We start from the raw sequence: 18,532 nt of genomic DNA on the forward strand, positions 1-18,532 counted from the left end.
CATTTCAACTGACCGTACGCCCTCCATCCACGCGCAATGTGTGGCCGGTGACGAAGCTGGCTTCGGCCACCAGCCAGTACACCGCTTCGGCAATCTCCTCGACCGTACCGATCCGCGCCAAAGGCGTGCGCGCCAGCAGGGCCTCGCGGGCGAAATCGTCCTTGCCCTGTTCCGGCCACAGGATCGCGCCGGGCGCCACCGCATTGACCCGCACCTTCGGCGCCAGTTCCAGCGCCAGCGAGCGGGTGGCCATCTCCAGCGCGGCTTTGGCCATGGTGTAGGCGATGTGGTCGCGCATCGGGTCGGTGCCGTGCAGGTCGGTCAGGTTGACGATGCAGCCCTGCTGGCGGCGCAGGTAGGGCGCCGCCGCCTGTGACAGCAGCAGCGGCGCGCGCGCATTGACCGCATACAGCTCGTCCATCGCCTCGGCGGTGACCTGGCCGAGTGGGGTCGGGAAGAAGTTGGACGCGTTGTTGACCAGTGCATCCAGTCGCCCGAAGTGGGTGACGGCCTGCTCCACCAGGTCGGCCAGGGCGTCGGCGTCACGCAGGTCGGCCTGCAGCGCCAGCACGCTGCCCGGGCGCACGTTGTCGAAATCGAACGCGGCCTGCTGCAGCTCGGCGCTGGAGGTGTTGGCATGCAGCACCACCGACCAGCCACAGGCGTGGAACTGGCGGGCAATGGCCGCACCGATCCGGCGCGCGCTGCCGGTGATCAGGACCACGGGGTGGGTATCGCTCATCGAGGGTCCTCCAAGGCTCGGCTATCCTGTGCACCATTGTCACCGCATTCGAAGACGCCATGCAGCCCACCTTCCCCCTGCCCGAAGCCGATGCCCTGGCCCACAGCGACCAGCTGGCCGCCGCCCTGCGCGCCGAAATCCTTGCGCAGGGTGGGGCGATGCCGTTTTCCCGCTTCATGGAGTTGTGCCTGTACACCCCCGGCTGGGGCTATTACAGCGCCGGCGCCAGCAAATTTGGCGGTAGTGGCGACTTCACCACCGCGCCCGAGCTCGGCAGCCTGTTCGCCGGCAGCGTGGCCAATGCGCTGGCACCGGTGTTCGCCCAGCTGGGCGCGCAGGCGCGGATGCTGGAACTCGGTGGTGGCACCGGCGCCTTCGCCGAGGCGGTGCTGCTGCGCCTGGCCGAGCTGGATGCGCTGCCGTCGCGCTACGCGATCCTCGAACCCAGCGCCGACCTGCGCGAGCGCCAGCAGCAGCGCCTGCAGCAGAACCTGCCAGCCGAGCTGGCGGCGCGCGTGGACTGGGTCGATCGCCCGTTCGAGGAGGACTGGGAGGGCGTGGTGTTTGCCAACGAGGTGATCGACGCGCTGCCGACTCCACGCTTCCTGATCCGCGATGGCGAGGTCTACGAGGAGACCGTCGAACTTGATGGCGAAGGCAATTTCATCCGTGGCGCGCAGCCGGCCGACATCCTGCTCAATGGCGCGGTGCGCCACATCGAGCGTTACCTGGAGAAGCCCTTCGCCGAGGGCTACCGTTCCGAAGTGCTGCCGCAGCTGCCGTACTGGCTGCAGGCGGTGGCCGGTGGCCTGCAGCGTGGTGCGATGCTGTTCGTCGACTACGGCTACAACCGCGGCGAGTTCTACCAGCACGATCGCGACGATGGCACCGTGCGTGCCTTCTACCGCCACCACGTGCACAACGACGTGCACCGCTGGCCGGGCCTGCAGGACATCACCGCATCGGTGGATTTCACCGCGATGGCCGAGGCCGGCGCGCACGGTGGTTTTGAACTGGCCGGCTACTGCAGCCAGGCCAGCTTCCTGCTTGGCAATGGCCTGGACCAGGTGCTGCTGCTGGCCGAGGAACGCACCGATGAAGTGGGGCGTATCCAGCTGCGCGACCAGGTGAAGAAGTTGACCCTGCCGACCGAAATGGGCGAGCGCTTCCAGGCCATCGGGCTGCAGCGTGGCGTCGACTTCGAACCGGCCTTCGAGCTGGGTGACCTGAGCTGGCGCCTGTGAGTGGAGCGCTGCCGCTGATCAAGCCGCTGCGGCGGCCGCGGTTGTGGACCGCACTGTGGGTCACCGCGGTGCTGCTGGTGATCCTGGTCTGCCTGATCCCACCGCCGCCGATTCCGTTGCCGGAAAACAGCGACAAGGGCGAGCACTTCCTCGCCTACTTCATCCTGGCCGGCAGCGCGGTGCAGCTGTTCCGCCGCGGGCGTCCGCTGCTGTGGGTGGGCCTGGGACTGGTGTTGATGGGCATTGGCATCGAATTCGCGCAGGGCGCGCTGACCAGCAACCGCACCGCCGACCCGATGGATGCGATTGCCAACACCATTGGCGTGCTGGCCGGAATGGCCACGACCCTGACGCCGCTGCGCGACCTGCTGCTGCGCTGGCGCGGGTAAAGGCGTGCTGTAGAGCCGAGCCCATGCTCGGCTTTCCGGTTGAAAAGCAGCCGAGCATGGGCTCGGCTCTACAGTAGATCCACGCCACGCGTGGACGGAATCAGTAGATCCACGCCATGCGTGGATGGAATCAGTAGATCCACGCCACGCGTGGACGGAATCAGTAGATCCACGCCACGCGTGGATGGAATCAGTAGATCCACGCCATGCGTGGATGAACTGCCCGGGGTGCCGACCAAGGTCGGCACCCACCAGGACGGACCTGCCGTCACTTCCCCAGCGTCATCTCATCCAGCACCCACATCGCCGGACGCGTGTCGCCGGTGAAGTTGATGCACAGGTCACCGCTGCCCTGCGTGCCCTTCGGCAGCGTGGCCTTCAGCGTCACGAAGCCATCGGCATCCGGCTTGGCCGGCAACGGCACTTCCGCCAGCACCTTGCCGTTGCAGTCGCCACGACGCACCAGCATCTCGCCGTGCGCCCGCTTGGCCTTCTCGAAGCGACGCTTGGGTTCGTCGTGGGCCAGCTGGAAGTAGTACGGAATGCGGCCGGCACGCACTTCCACGCTGCCGATGCCGTCCAGCTGCGCCTGCGGCCAGCGCCAGCACGGCTGGAAGATGTCGACGTTGAATACCGCACGATTGCCTTCGCGTGGGCCATCGTCTTCCAGGCGCAGCACCAGGCCCTTCTTGCCCACGCAGCTGAGCAGCTCATCGCTGCTGCGGCTGAGCAGCGACTGCGCGGTGAATGCGGCGATGGTCGGCTTCGCGGCCAGCATCTGCCCCTGGTAGAACGCGGCGGCCTGCACGGTGGTCGGCAGTTTTCCGGTCAGCGGCTGCTGGTACAGCGGCGACTGCGCGCTCACCGGTTGGCCATCGGTGCTGTAGCGCACTTCATAGCCCAGCGGATTGGCCAGCGACACCGTCACCGTGTTGTCCGCGCGGTTGTCGGTGTAGTCCACGCCCACTTCAAACGGCGTCTGCGCATAGGCCAGGCCCCAGGCACGGTAGCGCTGCAGCTGGGACGGCAGGCGCGCGAGGAAATCGCGGAAGTCGCGATGCTCCGGCGTGCTCCAGCCGGTCTCGGCCACGGCGGCCAGGCGCGGGAACAGGTTGTGCTGCAGGCGTGCATAGCTACGCGTGTGCTCGGTGAACATGTTGGCCTGCAGGCCGAGGATGTGCCCACGCTTGTCGGCGGCCAGCTCGGCCGGCACCGGTTCGAAGTTGTACAGCTTGCCGAGATTGACCTGGGTCGGACGGCCTGGCGGTTCATTCGGCGAGGCGGTCTGCAGGTAGTCCAGGTACAGGTAGCCGACCGGCGACATGATCACGTCATGGCCGGCGCTGGCCGCAGCCAGTCCGCCTTCGGTGCCCTGCCACGACATCACCGTGGCCTGCGGCGGCAGGCCGCCTTCGAGGATTTCATCCCAGCCGATCAGGCGCCGGTCGTGCTCCTCCAGGAACGTTTCCAGGCGCTTGATGACATGGCTCTGCATGGCCATTTCGTTCTTGATGCCCAGCGCACGCATGCGCTGCTGCACCTGACTGGAGGCTTCCCACTGGTCCTTGACCGCCTCGTCGCCGCCCACGTGCACGTACTTGGCCGGGAACAGGTCGATCACTTCTTCCAGCACGTTTTCCAGGAAGGTGACGGTGCTGTCTTCCACGTTGAACAGGTTCGGGAACACGCCCCATTCGCTGATCGGCTTCAGCGGCGTATCGATGGTGCCCAGTTCCGGGTACGCGGCAATCGCGGCAGTCGCGTGGCCCGGCACATCGATTTCCGGGATCACCTGGATATGCAGCTTCGCGGCATAGGCGATCACTTCGCGGATCTGGTCCTGCGTGTAGAAGCCGCAGTACGGATGCTCCTGGCCGCTGGCCGGATCGATGCCGCCATCGCCGGCCGGCAGGCGGCAGCTGCCCACTTCGGTCAGCTTCGGGTAGCGCTTGATCTCCATGCGCCAGCCCTGGTCATCGGTCAGGTGCCAGTGGAAGGTGTTGAGCTTGTGCGCGGCCATCGCGTCGAGCACGCGCTTGATCTCGTCCAGGCTCTGGAAGTGACGGGCGGAATCAAGCATGAAACCGCGCCAGCTGAAGCGCGGCGTGTCCTGGATCTGCACTGCCGGCAGCACGCCATTGCTGCCGCCGGTGGCGAGCTGGGCCAGGGTGGTCGCGCCGTAGAAAAGACCTGTCTCGTTGCCGGCCTGGATCAGCACGCCCTGCGCGCTGCTCTCCAGCGCGTAGCTTTCGCCGCTGTCGCGGAAGGTGGGCACGATCTGGAAGCGGATGCTGCCGGCCTTGGCTGGCGCCTTGTTCCTGGCCGGTGCAAGGCGCGGGCCGCCGCTGCGGGCCAGCAGGTCGGCGAACTGGCTGGCGACGCGCTGCGCGGCTTCGCCTTCGGCCAGCAGCACGGTGTCGGCGCGGACGGTGATGCCGCTGCCCTGGCCGCGCTGCACGGTGGCCGGGGCCGGAATCAGCATCAGGCTGCCGGCGCGCAGCTGCGGGCCGGGTGCTTCAGCGGCGGGCGTGGGATCGGCGGCGAGTGCCGGCAGTACCGGCAACAGGGCGAGCAGGCTGCCCAGCAGCACTGCGCTGCGCATCCGGGCGCGGGAAGGCTTGACCATCGGTACGACTCCTTGGAACGGTGCGATGAACGCTATACATGAAAAACGCCGGGCCCGGAATGACCCAGGCCCGGCGTGCGTGCACGACTCGGCGATGTTGCCGCCGCTGGATCAGTACTTGAAGCGGAAGTTGAGGTAGTACTGGCGACCGTTGCTGTAGAACGAGGTCGGGATGGCCGCGGTCTGGTAGTACTTGTAGGTCGGGTTGTTGAGGTTGAGCGCGTCGAAGCTGATGCTCAGCCAGTCGGTGGCCTTGTAGCTCAGCGACGCCGACAGGGTACCGAAGTCATCCTGGTAGTACGGGTTGGCGCCGGACAGGCCGATCAGGAACGACGAACGGCGGGTGTAGCTGACGCGTGCGCCGAAGGTGTCGTTCTCGAAGTAGGCACCGACGTTGTAGGTGTTCTTCGACGTGCCCAGCAGGTTGTCGCTGCCATCGGCCCAGGTGTGGTCGGTGCTGCCATCGGCGTAGGTGTAGTTGGCATTGACACCGAAGTACTCGCCGATCGGCTGCTCATAGGCCACCTCGATACCGCGTACCTTGCCGTCGGCATTGCGCGGGCGGGAGATGTTGTACTCCTCGAGGCGGTTGGTCAGCTCGCTGAACAGCATTTCCTTCTCGGTGCTGAAGGCCACGTAGTCCTTCAGGCGCATCGAGTAGGCGCCGATCGACAACATGCCGCGCGGCATGAAGTACCACTCCAGGTTGGCGTCGAAGTTGGTCGACACCACCGGCTTCAACTTCGGATTGCCGCCACCGCCGGTCCGGTTCAGGTCCGAACCGTAGGACGAGGCACCCAGTGCCGAGAAGTCCGGCAGGGTCTGGGTCTGCGAGGCGGCCACGCGCAGCACAAGGTCGTCGCGCAGGTCGTACTTGAAGTTGGCGCTCGGCAGCACACGGTTGTGCTTGTTCTCGAAAGCTTCGCGGGTCCACGCGCCGAACAGGCTGCTCACGTCCGGCACGGTCGAGCCGGTGGCGGCGGCGTAGGTGTCGATATCCTGCTTGATGTTGACGTAGCGCAGGCCGACATTGCCGCTCCAGCGGTCGCCGCTGAAGTTGCCCTGCACGTAGGCCGCGAAGTTCTTCTCGGACACCTTCCACTCGGCGCCGTAGTTGTGGCGGCCGGTCGGGCCGTCATTGCCGGACAGCCAGGTGGAGTTGTTGGTCACCGCTTCCTTCAGCGCACCCGGGGTGAAGTACCACAGGTCACGCGGGAAGTTGCCACCGATGCCGTTGGCAAAGCCGCCGGGGAAGTTGGCGGTGGCGCCGTTCTTCAGCGCATTCCAGATCGCGCCCGGGGTTGCGCCTTCAGGCGACTTGGCCTCGCGCTTGTGGTCACCGAAGCGGGCACCGAAGTCGATCGAGTTCAGCACGCCGGCATCGGCGAAGTACTGGTTGAAATCGAGCGTGGCCCACTTTTCCTTGTCGATCGCGGTGACCTGCTGGTTGCCCCAGGTGCCGAAGTCGGTCACGCCGCTGGGACCGATGTTGCCACCGACGTTCCAGTCGATCGGCGAGCCGTTGCCGTGCGTTGCCCAGGTCGCACCGCCACCACGGGCCAGGTTGACCTCGGCGATGTACTGGCGCGGCGTTTCGCCGGTGCCCTTGGTGCTGCCGGCCTGGAACTTCATGCCCAGGTTGTCGCTGATCTGCCAGTCGGCATCGAAGGTGATGTAGTTGGTCTTGGCCTTCGACTCGCGGTAGATCATGTCGTACACCGCGTAGTCGCGGTCGGCCTGGCCGGCGAAGGTGGCGTTGGACAGTACGCCATCCTTGACGACGTAACCCGGATTCGGGGCCTGGCCCGGAATCAGGATCTTGTTGCCATTGGCATCTTCAACGGTGCGGTCGTTGAGGATGCGGCCACCCCACAGCATGAAGTTGCGGTTGTAGTTGTTCGCCTTCAGTTCCGAGCTGAAGCCTTCCAGGCCCAGGGTCAGGTTGTCCATCGGCTTGAACTGCAGCGACACCAGGCCGCCCTTGCGCTCGCGGGTCTGTTCGAACAGGGTCGAGCCGAGCAGGCCCGGCGCGTACACGCCGGCCAGGTCCGGGTTGGACTTGGCCACGGTGCCATTCGGATCGATCTGGAAGAAGCCGCCCGGGATTTCCTGCGCTTCGCGGCGCAGTTCGCGCTTCTGGCTGAAGGCCTGCACCATCACGCCGAAGTTGCCTTCGTCGTTCTTGTAGTTGAACAGTGCCGACAGCTGCGGATCGTTCGACTTGGCCTGGTCCGAACGCACCATGCCGATGGAGCCTTCCGCAGTGAGCTGCTTGGAGAATTCCAGCGGCTTGCGGGTGAGGATGTTGACGGTACCGGTAGTGCCGCCGTCCTGCAGCTTGGCCTGCGAGGACTTGTTCACTTCCACCGAGCGCACCAGTTCCGACGGCAGCAAAGAGTAGCTGACGCTGCGGCCGACGTTGTTGCCCTGGCTGAGCACGAACCAGTCGGCGGTGCCGACGGTGTGGCCGTTGATCAGGGTCTGGGTCAGGCTCGGGCTGGTACCGCGCAGGCTGACACGGTCGGCTTCGTCGAAGCCGCCTTCGTCGGCGCTGGACGAGCTGATGTTCACGCCCGGCAGGCGCTGCAGGGTGTCGGCGACGTTGTGCGCGGGCAGCTTGCCCACGTCTTCGGCGGTGACCACTTCCACGCGCGCATTGGCTTCGCGCTTGGTGTCCAGCGATTTTTCCATCGACCCACGGATGCCGGTGACCTGCACGGTATCCAGGTCGGTGGCGGTCTGGGCGGCCTGCTGCGCATGCGCACTGAAGGCGATGCAGCTGACGATGGCGGCCGAAAGCAGGGTCTTGCGGGTGTTCATGATGTCTCTCCTCATCACTCGATTGGATGCCGGCGGCGGTGTTCGGTTACGGTTGCGAAGACATGCGCGGGGCGGCGGCGAAGTCCCGTGCGTTGGCGTGCCACGTACTGCGTGCTGCGATTGCGTTGAAGCCTGTTGCGGTGTCAGGCGGCCGACTGCTGCTGCAGGTACCAGCTGGCAGCGCCGACCACGCCCAGCTGGCCGTGTTCGACGACCTTCACCGGGATGCGTGCCAGTGCTTCGCCCATCGGCCCCTTCTGCAGGTAGCGTTCGACGAAGGTGCTGGCGTGCAGGTATTCGCGGATCTGCGGCAGGATGCCGCCGGCCAGGTAGACGCCACCGTGCGCGCCATAGAACAGGGCCATGTCGCCGATGGTGCTGCCGAGCAGGCCGCAGAACACATCCAGCGCCTGGCGCGCATGCGCATCGGTATCGGCCATGGCCGCGGCGGTAACCGCATCGGGGCTGGCCAGCGTCGGCACCTGCCCCTGCAGCGCGCACACCGCGCGGTACAGGTTCATCAGGCCGGGACCGGAGATCGCATGCTCGATCGACACATGGGCGCGGTCGCGCTGCATGTGGCGGACGATGGCCATTTCCAGTTCGGTGCTCGCTGCCAGGGTCGGTTGGCCCGCTTCCGTGGGCAGTACCACCGGGCCGTGCGCGGTGGGGATCCACAGCGCGGCACCGAGGCCGGTGCCGGGGCCGACCACCAGGGTCGGGCCGCGCGCAGCGGTCTCCGGCCCGCACAGGTGCAGCACGCCACTGGCGTCCACCTGTGAGGCAGCGTAGGCCACGGCCTCGAAATCGTTGACGATGTAGACCCGCTGCAGGCCGACGTCGGCTTCCACCTGGCGCGCGGACAGCGGCCACGGCAGGTTGGCGGTGATCACCGTGCCGTCCTCGCGGGCATAGCCGGCGCTTGCGACCACGCAATGCGTGGGCCGCGGGCCTTCACCCAGGAAGTCGGACAGGATCGCGCTGAGGCCGCCGTGGTCGGCGTTGCGGTACTTGCGGTATTCCAGCACCTGCACCGGATGGGCGGCATCGCCGCTGGCCTGGACCCGGGCCACGCGCACATGGGTGCCACCGACGTCGGCGGCCAGGAACGAGGGCGCGACTCGGGACAGGACATGGGCCGGGGCGGGGTGGCTGGCGGTCACGCGGGCTCCTGCTGCAGGTGGGGCCGACCCCAGGTTCGGGGGCGGCGGATTGGGGCGGAGTCTGTAACCCCGTTGACAACGATGTCAACGAGTTCGTGACACTTTCGTTGCTGCGTCGCAACGAATGCGGCGTGCAGTAAACGTTTACATGACGTGAGCATGGGTTTCACGCGGGAACCGTTGCTGCACGGGGCTCAAGGGCTGCGGCGCATTCAGCACGATCCGTTGCGATCGGGTTGCGCAGTGCAGCACGAGGTTCACGCGGCCATGCAGGGAAGTTGACAAACCGCAGTTGTCCATCGAAAGAATGTGACAACGTTGTTCCCAGCCACTCTCCGACGCCGCCTTCTGCGGCCGTCGCCGCAGGAGCCCTTCCCGATGTCCGCCGTCTCCGCTGCAAGCGTGCGCCCGAACGTGGCCACCTCCATCGCCATCGTCGGCGTGCTGTTCTTCCTGATCGGCTTCTTCACCTGGCTCAACGGCCCGCTGATCACCTTCGTCAAGCTCGCCTTCGAACTCAGCGAGGTCGGTGCCTTCCTGGTGCTGATGGTGTTCTACCTGTCCTACTTCTTCCTGGCCCTGCCGTCGTCGTGGATCCTGCGCCGCACCGGCATGAAGAAGGGCCTGAGCCTGAGCCTGCTGGTGATGGCCGGTGGTGCTGCGCTGTTCGGTGAATTCGCCACGCAGCGCTGGTACCCGGGTGCGCTCGGCGGCCTGTTCGTGATCGGCAGCGGCCTGGCCCTGCTGCAGACCGCGATCAACCCCTACATCTCCATCCTCGGGCCAATCGAGACTGCGGCACGTCGCATCGCGCTGATGGGCATCTGCAACAAGATCGCCGGCATGCTGGCGCCGGTGCTGATCGGCACCGTAGTGCTGCACGGCATCGGCGACCTGTCGGCCAGCGTGGCGGCTGCCGATGAAGCGACCAAGGCGCAGCTGCTCAACGAATTCGCCGCCAAGATCCATGCACCTTACCTGGCCATGGCCGGCCTGCTGGTGCTGCTGGCGGTGGCCGTGCTGTTCTCGCCGCTGCCGGAAATCAAGTCGTCCGAGGCCAATGCCACGCCGGCAGCGGCCGGTGCTGCCGAGCGCCGCAGCATCTTCCAGTTCCCGCACCTGTGGCTGGGCGTGCTGTGCCTGTTCGTCTACGTCGGCGTGGAGGTGATGGCCGGTGATGCCATCGGTACCTACGGCCACGGTTTCGACCTGCCGCTGGACCAGACCAAGATGTTCACCTCGCTCACCCTGGGCGCGATGCTGGTCGGTTACGTGGTCGGCCTGCTGCTGATCCCGAAGGTGGTCTCGCAGTCGCGCTACCTGACCATTTCGGCAGTGCTGGGCGTGGTGTTCTGCCTCGGTGCCTGGGCCACCCACGGTTACGTGTCGGTGGCCTTCGTGGCCCTGCTGGGCTTTGCCAACGCCATGATGTGGCCGGCGATCTTCCCGCTGGCGATCCGCGGCCTGGGCCGCTTCACCGAGACCGGCTCGGCCCTGCTGGTCATGGGCATCGCCGGTGGCGCGATCATTCCGCAGCTGTTCGCCGTGCTCAAGCAGCACATCGACTTCCAGCTGGTGTTCGTGCTGCTGATGGTGCCGTGCTACCTGTACATCCTGTTCTACTCGGTGATCGGCCATCGCGCCGGCCTGCCGCAGGACAAGGCCTGATCGGCGATGATGGACGGCAGCCAACCCCAGGGAAAACCCATGCGCAGAGCGACCATCAAGGACGTTGCGGAGAAGGCCAAGGTCTCGCTGAAGACGGTCTCGCGGGTGATCAACAACGAGCCTTCGGTGATGCAGGCCACCCGTGCGCGGGTGCTGCGCGCCATCGCCGAGCTCGACTACGAACCCGATCCGTCCGCACGCAACCTGCGCAGCGGCACCACCTTCGTGATCGGGCTGGTCTACGACAACCCGAACCCGTACCACATCATCGGCGTGCAGAACGGCGTGCTCGCCGCCTGCCGCGAGACCGGGTTCGGGCTGCAGATCCACCCCTGCGATTCCAGCTCGCCGCTGCTGGCCGATGAACTGGCCGACTGGGTGCAGCGTTCGCGCCTGGCCGGGCTGGTGCTGACCGCGCCGATGTCCGAGCGCCGCGACCTGATCCAGGCGCTCACCGCGCGCGGCATCAAGCTGGTGCGCATCATCGCCGCCACCGAAGACCCGGCCGACGGCGCCTGCGTGTTCGTGGATGACCGCGAGGCCGCCTACGAAATCACCGAGCACCTGATCCAGCTGGGCCACCAGCGCATCGGCTTCCTCTGGGGCGGCAGCTCGCACCGATCTTCGGGCGAACGCTACGCCGGTTACGAAGCTGCGCTGAAGGACTACGGCATGACCGTGGACAAGCACCTGGTGGTGCAGGGCGACTACACCTTCGACGATGGTTTCCGCGGCGCGCGCCGCCTGCTGGCGCTGCGCGAACCGCCCACCGCCATCTTCGGTTCCAACGACGAAATCGCCGCCGGTGTGCTGGCCGCCGCGAAGTCGGCCGGCATGAACGTGCCGTACGACCTGTCCATTGCCGGTTTCGAGGACAGCCCGTTCTCGCGCCAGTCGTGGCCGCCGCTGACCACCGCCAAGCAGGCCACTGAAGACATCGCCCGCCACGCCGCGCGCCTGCTGATCGCGCAGTTGCGCAGCGACGCCTACGACGACGCGCCGGCACCGCTGCACAACCAGGGCTTCGTGCCGCAGCTGGTGGTGCGCGGTTCGACCGCGCCGATGCGCCCGGCCGGCGCACGCCCCCTTCCTTCCGATCCTGCCTGAGCCTGCCATGTCGCTGTCAGACCCCACCGCTACCCTGATGTTCGCCGAGGCCGCTGAAGCGGCCGACGTGGTTGCCCGCCAGTTCTCGCGCAACCACGCCACCATGGAAACCCTGGCCGCCAGCCTGCGCGCCGCGCCGCCGCCGTTCGTGGTCACCTGTGCACGCGGCAGCTCCGACCATGCCGCCACCTATGGCAAGTACCTGCTGGAAACCCAGCTGGGCCTGGTGGTGGCGTCGGCGTCGCCGTCGGTGGGCTCGGTCTACGCCGCGCCGCTGCAGCTGCGCGGCGCGCTGTTCATCGTCATCTCGCAGTCGGGCAAGAGCCCGGACCTGCTGCGCAACGCGGAGGCCGCCAAGGCCGCCGGCGCGCGCGTGATCGCGCTGGTCAACGTCGAAGATTCTCCGCTGGCGCAGCTGGCCGACACGGTCATCCCGCTGCATGCCGGTGCCGAGAAGAGTGTTGCGGCAACCAAGAGCTACCTGGCGTCGCTGGCGGCACTGCTGCAGCTGGCCGCGTACTGGAAGCAGGACAGCAGCCTGCGCAACGCGCTGGACCTGTTGCCGGACGCGATGCGTGAAGCGTGGCAGTGTGACTGGAGCGCGGTGACCGAGGGCCTGGTCGAGGCGACCAGCCTGTTCGTGCTCGGCCGCGGCCTGGGCCTGGGTGCGGCGCAGGAAGCGGCGCTGAAGTTCAAGGAGACCTGCAGCCTGCATGCCGAGGCCTACAGCTCGGCCGAAGTGAAGCACGGCCCGATGGCGTTGGTTGACCGTGGTTTCCCGGTGCTGGCCTTTGCCCAGCCCGATGAGACCGGCGCCGGCACCCGTGCGGTGGTGGAGGAATTCACTTCGCGTGGCGCGCAGGTGTGGCTGGCCGGTGCCGGTGGCAACCTGCCGGTGGCCGCCGCGCCGCATCCGCTGTGTGCGCCGCTGCTCACCGTGCAGAGCTTCTATCGCGCGATCAACGCGCTGGCGCTGCGTCGTGGTTTCAACCCGGACCTGCCGCCGCACCTGAACAAGGTGACGGAGACCGTGTAATGGCGACCGTGCTGCGCAATGCCCGCATCCTGGCGGGCGACGACTTCCGCGATGATCTGGCGCTGGTGATCGAGAACGGGCAGATCACCGCCCTGTTGCCCGACGCCGCACCGCAGCTCGGCCAGGCCGATGAGCAGGTCGACCTGGGCGGCGGCTGGCTGCTGCCCGGTTTCATCGATGTGCAGGTCAATGGTGGCGGTGGCGCGCTGTTCAACAACACGCCGGACGTGGACGCGCTGCGCACCATCGCGCAGGCGCACCGCCGTTTCGGCACCACCGCGATGCTGCCGACCCTGATCAGTGATGACGTGGCAGTGATGCGCGAAGCGATCGCGGCGATGCGCGAGGCGATCGCGCAGGGCGTGCCGGGCGTAATCGGCATTCATCTGGAAGGCCCGTACATCGCACCGGCGCGCAAGGGCACGCACGATGCCAGCAAATTCCGGGTGCCGGACGAAGAAGAAATCGCGTTGGCGGCATCGCTGGACAACGGTGTGACCGTGTTGACGCTGGCGCCGGAACGCGTGCCGCTGGAGACCATCCGTGCGCTGGTCGAGCGTGGCGTGATTGTTGCTGCCGGGCACACCGCAGGTACCTACGAAGAGATCCGTGCCGGACTGGATGCCGGTGTGCGTGGCTTCACCCACCTGTACAACGCGATGTCGCCGCTGCAGGGGCGTGAGCCCGGCGCGGTGGGTGCCGCGCTGGAAGATCGCGACAGCTGGATCGGCATCATCGTCGATGGCGTGCACGTGCATCCGGCCAGCCTGCGCGTGGCGTTGGCTGCCAAGCCGCGCGGCCGCCTGCTGCTGGTGACCGACGCAATGCCGCCGGTCGGTGCCGATGATCCCAGTTACGTGCTGTACGGTGAAACCATCACCGCCATCGACGGCGTGGTACGCAACGCTGCCGGTTCGCTGGCGGGTTCGGCGCTGGACATGGCCACCGCAGTGCGCAACACCGTGCAGCTGCTCGGCCAGCCGCTGGCCGAAGCCGCGCGCATGGCTTCGACCTATCCGGCGCAGTTCCTCAACGTCGATGACCGCCTGGGCCACATCGCCGAGGGCTACCAGGCCGACCTGGTGCTGCTGGACGATGCGCTGCAGGTACGTGGTACCTGGATTGCCGGACAGTACGAGGCCGCTTGATGAACAGTTCGCCGCCACGCCGGCTGGGCTCGATCGATGCCCTGCGCGGCATCACCGTGGCGGCGATGCTGCTGGTCAACAACCCGGGTGACTGGAGCGCGGTGTTCGCGCCGCTGCGTCATTCGGAATGGCATGGCTGCACGCCCACCGATCTGGTGTTCCCGTTCTTCCTGTTCCTGGTGGGCGTGTCGATGGCCTTCAGCGTGGCGCCACGCGCGCTGGACGCGTCGGCGCGACCGGCATTGGCACGTGGCGTGCTGGAACGCGCGCTGCGCATCCTGGTGGCCGGTGCGCTGCTGCATCTGCTGATCTGGTGGGCACTGGATACCCATCACTTCCGCATCTGGGGCGTGCTGCAACGCATTGCGGTGTGCGCGGCGCTGGTGGGCGTGCTCGCGGTCTACGCGCGGCCACGCGTGCAGGTGGGCGCTCTGGTCGCGCTGCTGGTGGGGTACACCGTGCTGCTGCTGGGTATCGGTGACCTGGCGCCGTGGACCAACCCGGCCAGCCGTCTGGATACCACGCTGTTCGCACCGTGGATCTATCAATGGCATGCCGATACCGGACTCGGCCATGATCCCGAAGGGCTGCTGAGCACGCTGGGTGCGCTTGCCAGCACCGTGCTTGGCCTGCTGGCTGGTGGCTTGTTGCGCAACGGGCGTGCTGCCGCGCTGGCCGGGCTGGGCGTGGCGACCGCAGTGCTCGGCCTGCTGCTGGCCGTCGTGTTGCCGCTGAACAAGCAGCTGTGGACACCCAGTTATGTGCTGTGGACGGGCGGCCTGGCGGCGTTGGCGCTGTGGCTGGGCCATGTGCTGATCGACCAGAAGGGGTGGCCGGCGCTGGGCCGTCGCTTCGGGGTCAACGCGATCACCGCCTACCTGGGGGCATCAGTGATGTCGGTGGTGCTGATGGCCACCGGTGCCTGGGGCTGGCTCTGGCAGCAGCTGGCCAGCGCAATGCCGCAGGCGCTGGAGCTGGCGTCGATGTTGCAGGCGCTGGTGTTCGTTGCGCTGTGGTGGGGTGTGGCGTGGTGGCTGGATAGGCGGAAGATCCACCTGAAGATCTGAGCACCCCGGGGTCGGATCCCTTTCCGCAGGAAAGGGCTCTGACCCCATCCGCCAACGGCATCCACGCATGGCGTGGATCTACCGGGTGGCGTGTCCGAACCGATCGGCGATGCAGGGTCGGTAGATCCACGCCATGCGTGCATGCTCTCCGCAGCAATCCTGAACAATTTCAGGCACATAAAGCCCACGTGATGATCGCCCGATTTCACACCAAAAATGTGATGCCGAGCGCTTAAATTCATCTATCGAAACCACTCACCGCACGGCAGACTGCCACCGCAGTGCCGCACATCCGCAGTTCCTGTTCCCCTGTCCAGGAGTGCTGTATGCCCCGTGCCGTCCCGCGCGTGTTTCGCCCGCGCCGCCTGTCTGTTTCCGTGCTGCAGGCCCTGGCCATCCCTTCCGTCATGTTGCTGGGCGCCAGCGTGGCCTGGGCCGGCTGTGACACCGTCGCTCCCGTTGCGGGCCAGACGGTCACCTGCGATGCCAACGCACCGAATCCTCAGACGGTGCCGATCACCGCCACGGGTGCGGCCGGCATCACCGTCAACGTCGCCAGCGGCGCGCAGCTGCAGCAGAGCGGAGGCGCAAGTGGCATCGCGCTGGTCGGTGCTGGCGGGCATCTGTTGTCCAACCTGGGAGCGATCGGTTCGGTGGGCGGCGTGGCCGTGCAGCTCGGTGGCGGAAGCCGTGTCGACAACTCCGGCAGCATCAGCACTGGCAACAACACGGCCCTGCAGTTCGTTGGCGCCGGCGACAGCGTGCTGGTCAACCGCGGCACCATCAGCGGGCGCACCGGTGTGCAGTTCGGTGCCGGCAACGATCGCCTCGAGATGCAGGCCGGCAGCATCACCGGCGGCGTGCTGCAGGGCGACGGAAATGATGTGCTGCTGCTGGTCGATGGCACGATCGACAGCATCGACCAGGGCGCGGGCGATGACCAGATGACGGTCAGCGGTGGCACCGTCACCGGTGTGGTGGCGCAGGGCAGTGGTCGCGACGATTTCATCATGACCGGTGGCACCCTCGGTGCCCTGCAGCAGGGCGACAACATCGATACCTTCCGCATGAGCGGTGGCCGCATCATCGGCGCGTTCGAGGATGGCGACCAGGCCTGGATGACCGGCGGCCGCATCGGCCGCGTCAACATGAAGCTGGACAAGAACCTGTGGGACCAGTCGGGCGGCACGGTGGACGGCAACGTGGTCACCGGCTTCGACACCGATACCATCATCATTTCCGGCACCGCGTACATCGGCGGCAACATCAGCGTCAGCGGCGGCAGCGACAGCGACAGCGTGACCATCACCGACGGCACCGTGCGCGGGCAGGTGCTGCTCAGCACCGGCAACGACACCTTCAACTGGAATGGCGGTGGCATCGTCTACGGCGCGATCGACATGGGCCCGGACAACGACGTCGCCAATCTCGGCAACCTCAACCAGGGCAATCTCGGCGCGGTGCCGCTGTTCGATGGTGGCAGCGGCGTGGACCAGCTCAATCTCAACAACGTCAAAGCCGCTGGCGTCAGTCGCTTCCAGAACTGGGAAACGATCAACCTGGCCAACAGCACCGAGCTGACCTTCGATGGCGATCTGGTGCTGGGTGACAGTGCGTCCGGCACCGGCATGCTCACCGTGGATGACACCAGTGCCGTCCATGCAGGCAGCGGTGGGAATGCCATCCGTCCGTTCAACAGCGCGGCACTGGTGGAGATGGTCAATGCCGGGCGCATCGACCTGACCGGCACCGGCGCGGGCGATGTGTTCACCGTGCGTGGCAACTACCGCGGTGACGGCGGTGGCCTGTACCTGCGTACCGTGCTGGGCGCGGACAATTCCACCAGCGACCGCCTGGTGATCGATGGCGGTACCGCCACCGGCACCACCGGCATCGGGATCCTCAATGCCGGCGGCGGCGGTGCGGCCACGCTGGCCGATGGCATCCTGGTGGTGCAGGCCTTGAACGGCGGGAGTACCGCACCCGGCGCCTTCTCGCTGTTCGCGCCGGTCGCGGCCGGTGCCTACGAGTACTTCCTGTTCAAGGGCGGTGTCAGTGCCGGCACCAGCGAGAACTGGTACCTGCGCTCGACGCTGGTTACTGGGCCCACCCCGGCGCCGAATGGCAATGGCAACGCAACGCCGCCACCGCTGACGCCGCCGGTGGCACCGCCGCCATCGATCACCCCGGCGCCGCCACCACCGCCCGAAGGCGCCACCGATCCGGACCTGACTGCGGGCGAGACCGCACCGCCGCCGCCGCCGCCGGAACCCGCTCCGGTGGCGCCGCCCAGCGACCCCGCGGTGCCGGACGTGCCGGTGGCCGGTGGTGCATTGCCCGGTACCGGTGCGCCGCCGACGCCGGGTGCACGCCCCGCCGAAGGTGCAGTGGTACCGCTGTACCGCGTGGAGACCGCCGCCTACGCCGTGGTGCCACCGCTGCTGCGCGAGACCTCGCTGGCCAGCCTCGGCACGTTCCACGAACGCCAGGGTGAGCAGCGCCTGCTGTACAACCAGGGCGCATTCCGTACCGCCTGGGGGCGCTTGGTGGGGCAGAGCAGCGAGATCCACTGGAAGGGCGATGCACAGCCCGGCTTCGATGGCGATGTGATGGGCCTGCAGGCCGGCCTGGATGTGTGGGCAGCGGCCAACGACAACCACCGCAACCAGATCGGTGTGTTCGTCGGCCGCACCCGCGCGCAGGGCAGGACCACCGGCCTGGCGCTGGGCTGGGAGAACGTGCAGGTGGGCCAGAACCGGCTGGATGACAAGCACGTGGGCCTGTATTGGACGTTCACCGACAGCAGCGGTGGCTATATCGATGCCGTGGCGATGCAGAGCCGTTACGACGGCCGCGTGCGTTCCTCACGTGGGCTCGGCTTCGGTGTGAGCGGCGATGGTACCAGCGTATCGGTGGAAGCCGGCAAGCCGCTGCTGCACTTCGGTCAGTCCGCGTGGTGGCTGGAACCGCAGCTGCAGGTGATCTGGCAGCGCACCTCGCTGGATGACCGCCGCGATGAAGTATCGAGCGTGCGTTTCGACAACGACAACGCCTGGACCGGCCGCATCGGCCTGCGCCTGGCCGGTGATTACCAGTTGGCCGACAACGGCTGGCAGCCGTACTTCAAGCTCAACTACTGGCATGGTCGTTCCGGCGAAGACCGCATCCGTTTCGACGACGACGTGATCATCAATTCGCAGCGTTCGCGCGCGCTGGAGGCCGGCGTGGGTGTGGTCGGGCGCTTCAACCGCACCATCAGCGCCTATGCCGTGGCCGACTACACCCGCGAACTGGGCGGCGACCGCAACGAGAAGCGCCGCATCATCGAAGGCAACATCGGACTGCGCGCGGACTGGTGACAACCGCATGCTTGGGTAGGTGCCGACCTTGGTCGATACGGATCCCACCGGAGGAGGGCGACTGTAGAGCCGAGCCCATGCTCGGCTTTTCTTCCGGCCGAGGAGCAGCCGAGCATGGGTTCGGCTCTACAGCAGCCCTGCATCCGATCGAGCACTTCGTCCA

Annotated in this window: 12 protein-coding genes; 8 read left to right on the top strand and 4 right to left on the bottom strand. The window is 67.0% G+C overall.

The genetic code is table 11. The features are described 5' to 3' along the window. Positions 1-4: 4 nt before the first annotated feature. On the bottom strand, positions 5-742 hold the full coding sequence (locus D7T59_RS18330; RefSeq protein WP_024957037.1) for a pteridine reductase: 738 nt from the start codon (positions 740-742) through the stop codon (positions 5-7). A 59-nt stretch (positions 743-801) separates the two neighbouring features. Here D7T59_RS18330 and D7T59_RS18335 point away from each other — a divergent pair, with 59 nt between their 5' ends. Together D7T59_RS18335 and D7T59_RS18340 are read left to right on the top strand one after the other, a co-directional pair. Continuing rightward, positions 802-1,986, top strand: coding sequence for a class I SAM-dependent methyltransferase (locus D7T59_RS18335; RefSeq protein ID WP_164138657.1), 1,185 nt, complete (start codon positions 802-804; stop codon positions 1,984-1,986). Beyond that, entirely contained in the window at positions 1,983-2,375 is a 393-nt protein-coding gene (locus D7T59_RS18340) for a VanZ family protein (protein WP_180853176.1), read from the top strand. Before D7T59_RS18335 ends, D7T59_RS18340 begins: the two co-directional genes overlap by 4 nt. 268 nt (positions 2,376-2,643) lie before the next feature. Here D7T59_RS18340 and D7T59_RS18345 read toward each other — a convergent pair whose 3' ends face one another. The 3 genes from D7T59_RS18345 to D7T59_RS18355 all read right to left on the bottom strand — a co-directional run bounded on the left by D7T59_RS18345 (position 2,644) and on the right by D7T59_RS18355 (position 8,984). Continuing rightward, a complete protein-coding gene (locus tag D7T59_RS18345; protein ID WP_180853175.1) occupies positions 2,644-5,001 on the bottom strand; it encodes a beta-N-acetylhexosaminidase in 2,358 nt (785 codons plus the stop codon). Between the two features lie 111 nt (positions 5,002-5,112). Then, the gene (locus D7T59_RS18350; RefSeq protein WP_180853174.1) at positions 5,113-7,821 is read right to left on the bottom strand and encodes a TonB-dependent receptor; all 2,709 of its coding nucleotides are present in this window, start codon (positions 7,819-7,821) and stop codon (positions 5,113-5,115) included. Positions 7,822-7,964: 143 nt separating this feature from the next. Beyond that, on the bottom strand, positions 7,965-8,984 hold the full coding sequence (locus D7T59_RS18355; protein ID WP_180853173.1) for a glucokinase: 1,020 nt from the start codon (positions 8,982-8,984) through the stop codon (positions 7,965-7,967). A 378-nt stretch (positions 8,985-9,362) separates the two neighbouring features. Between D7T59_RS18355 and D7T59_RS18360 the strand changes: the two genes are divergently transcribed. The 6 genes from D7T59_RS18360 to D7T59_RS18385 all read left to right on the top strand — a co-directional run bounded on the left by D7T59_RS18360 (position 9,363) and on the right by D7T59_RS18385 (position 18,369). Then, positions 9,363-10,652 (top strand): sugar MFS transporter, encoded by a 1,290-nt coding sequence (locus tag D7T59_RS18360; RefSeq protein ID WP_164137964.1) that lies wholly within the window; start codon positions 9,363-9,365, stop codon positions 10,650-10,652. Between the two features lie 39 nt (positions 10,653-10,691). Next, positions 10,692-11,759, top strand: coding sequence for a LacI family DNA-binding transcriptional regulator (locus D7T59_RS18365; RefSeq protein WP_005411045.1), 1,068 nt, complete (start codon positions 10,692-10,694; stop codon positions 11,757-11,759). 7 nt (positions 11,760-11,766) lie between these two features. Continuing rightward, positions 11,767-12,795 (top strand): SIS domain-containing protein, encoded by a 1,029-nt coding sequence (locus D7T59_RS18370; RefSeq protein ID WP_180853172.1) that lies wholly within the window; start codon positions 11,767-11,769, stop codon positions 12,793-12,795. Continuing rightward, positions 12,795-13,943 carry an N-acetylglucosamine-6-phosphate deacetylase gene (gene nagA, locus D7T59_RS18375; RefSeq protein ID WP_164137967.1) on the top strand — a complete coding sequence of 383 codons (1,149 nt, stop codon included), beginning with the start codon at positions 12,795-12,797 and terminating at the stop codon, positions 13,941-13,943. The genes D7T59_RS18370 and nagA overlap by 1 nt, the downstream gene beginning before the upstream one ends. Then, positions 13,943-15,010 carry an acyltransferase family protein gene (locus D7T59_RS18380; RefSeq protein WP_180853171.1) on the top strand — a complete coding sequence of 356 codons (1,068 nt, stop codon included), beginning with the start codon at positions 13,943-13,945 and terminating at the stop codon, positions 15,008-15,010. Before nagA ends, D7T59_RS18380 begins: the two co-directional genes overlap by 1 nt. Before the next feature lie 326 nt (positions 15,011-15,336). Then, positions 15,337-18,369 carry an autotransporter family protein gene (locus D7T59_RS18385; protein WP_180853170.1) on the top strand — a complete coding sequence of 1,011 codons (3,033 nt, stop codon included), beginning with the start codon at positions 15,337-15,339 and terminating at the stop codon, positions 18,367-18,369. The last annotated feature ends 163 nt before the right edge of the window (positions 18,370-18,532 follow it).

Origin of the sequence: Stenotrophomonas maltophilia (genome assembly GCF_013464915.1) — a bacterium.
Taxonomy (GTDB): Bacteria; Pseudomonadota; Gammaproteobacteria; order Xanthomonadales; family Xanthomonadaceae; genus Stenotrophomonas; species Stenotrophomonas maltophilia_AT.

What these genes read in the sequence shown, in the direction of transcription:
- D7T59_RS18330 (WP_024957037.1), bottom strand. Translation starts at nt 742, where the DNA reads ATGAGCGATACCCACCCCGTGGTCCTGATCACCGGCAGCGCGCGCCGG.
- D7T59_RS18335 (WP_164138657.1), top strand. Translation starts at nt 802, where the DNA reads ATGCAGCCCACCTTCCCCCTGCCCGAAGCCGATGCCCTGGCCCACAGC.
- D7T59_RS18345 (WP_180853175.1), bottom strand. Translation starts at nt 5,001, where the DNA reads ATGGTCAAGCCTTCCCGCGCCCGGATGCGCAGCGCAGTGCTGCTGGGC.
- D7T59_RS18350 (WP_180853174.1), bottom strand. Translation starts at nt 7,821, where the DNA reads ATGAACACCCGCAAGACCCTGCTTTCGGCCGCCATCGTCAGCTGCATC.
- D7T59_RS18360 (WP_164137964.1), top strand. Translation starts at nt 9,363, where the DNA reads ATGTCCGCCGTCTCCGCTGCAAGCGTGCGCCCGAACGTGGCCACCTCC.
- D7T59_RS18365 (WP_005411045.1), top strand. Translation starts at nt 10,692, where the DNA reads ATGCGCAGAGCGACCATCAAGGACGTTGCGGAGAAGGCCAAGGTCTCG.
- D7T59_RS18370 (WP_180853172.1), top strand. Translation starts at nt 11,767, where the DNA reads ATGTCGCTGTCAGACCCCACCGCTACCCTGATGTTCGCCGAGGCCGCT.
- nagA (WP_164137967.1), top strand. Translation starts at nt 12,795, where the DNA reads ATGGCGACCGTGCTGCGCAATGCCCGCATCCTGGCGGGCGACGACTTC.
- D7T59_RS18380 (WP_180853171.1), top strand. Translation starts at nt 13,943, where the DNA reads ATGAACAGTTCGCCGCCACGCCGGCTGGGCTCGATCGATGCCCTGCGC.
- D7T59_RS18385 (WP_180853170.1), top strand. Translation starts at nt 15,337, where the DNA reads ATGCCCCGTGCCGTCCCGCGCGTGTTTCGCCCGCGCCGCCTGTCTGTT.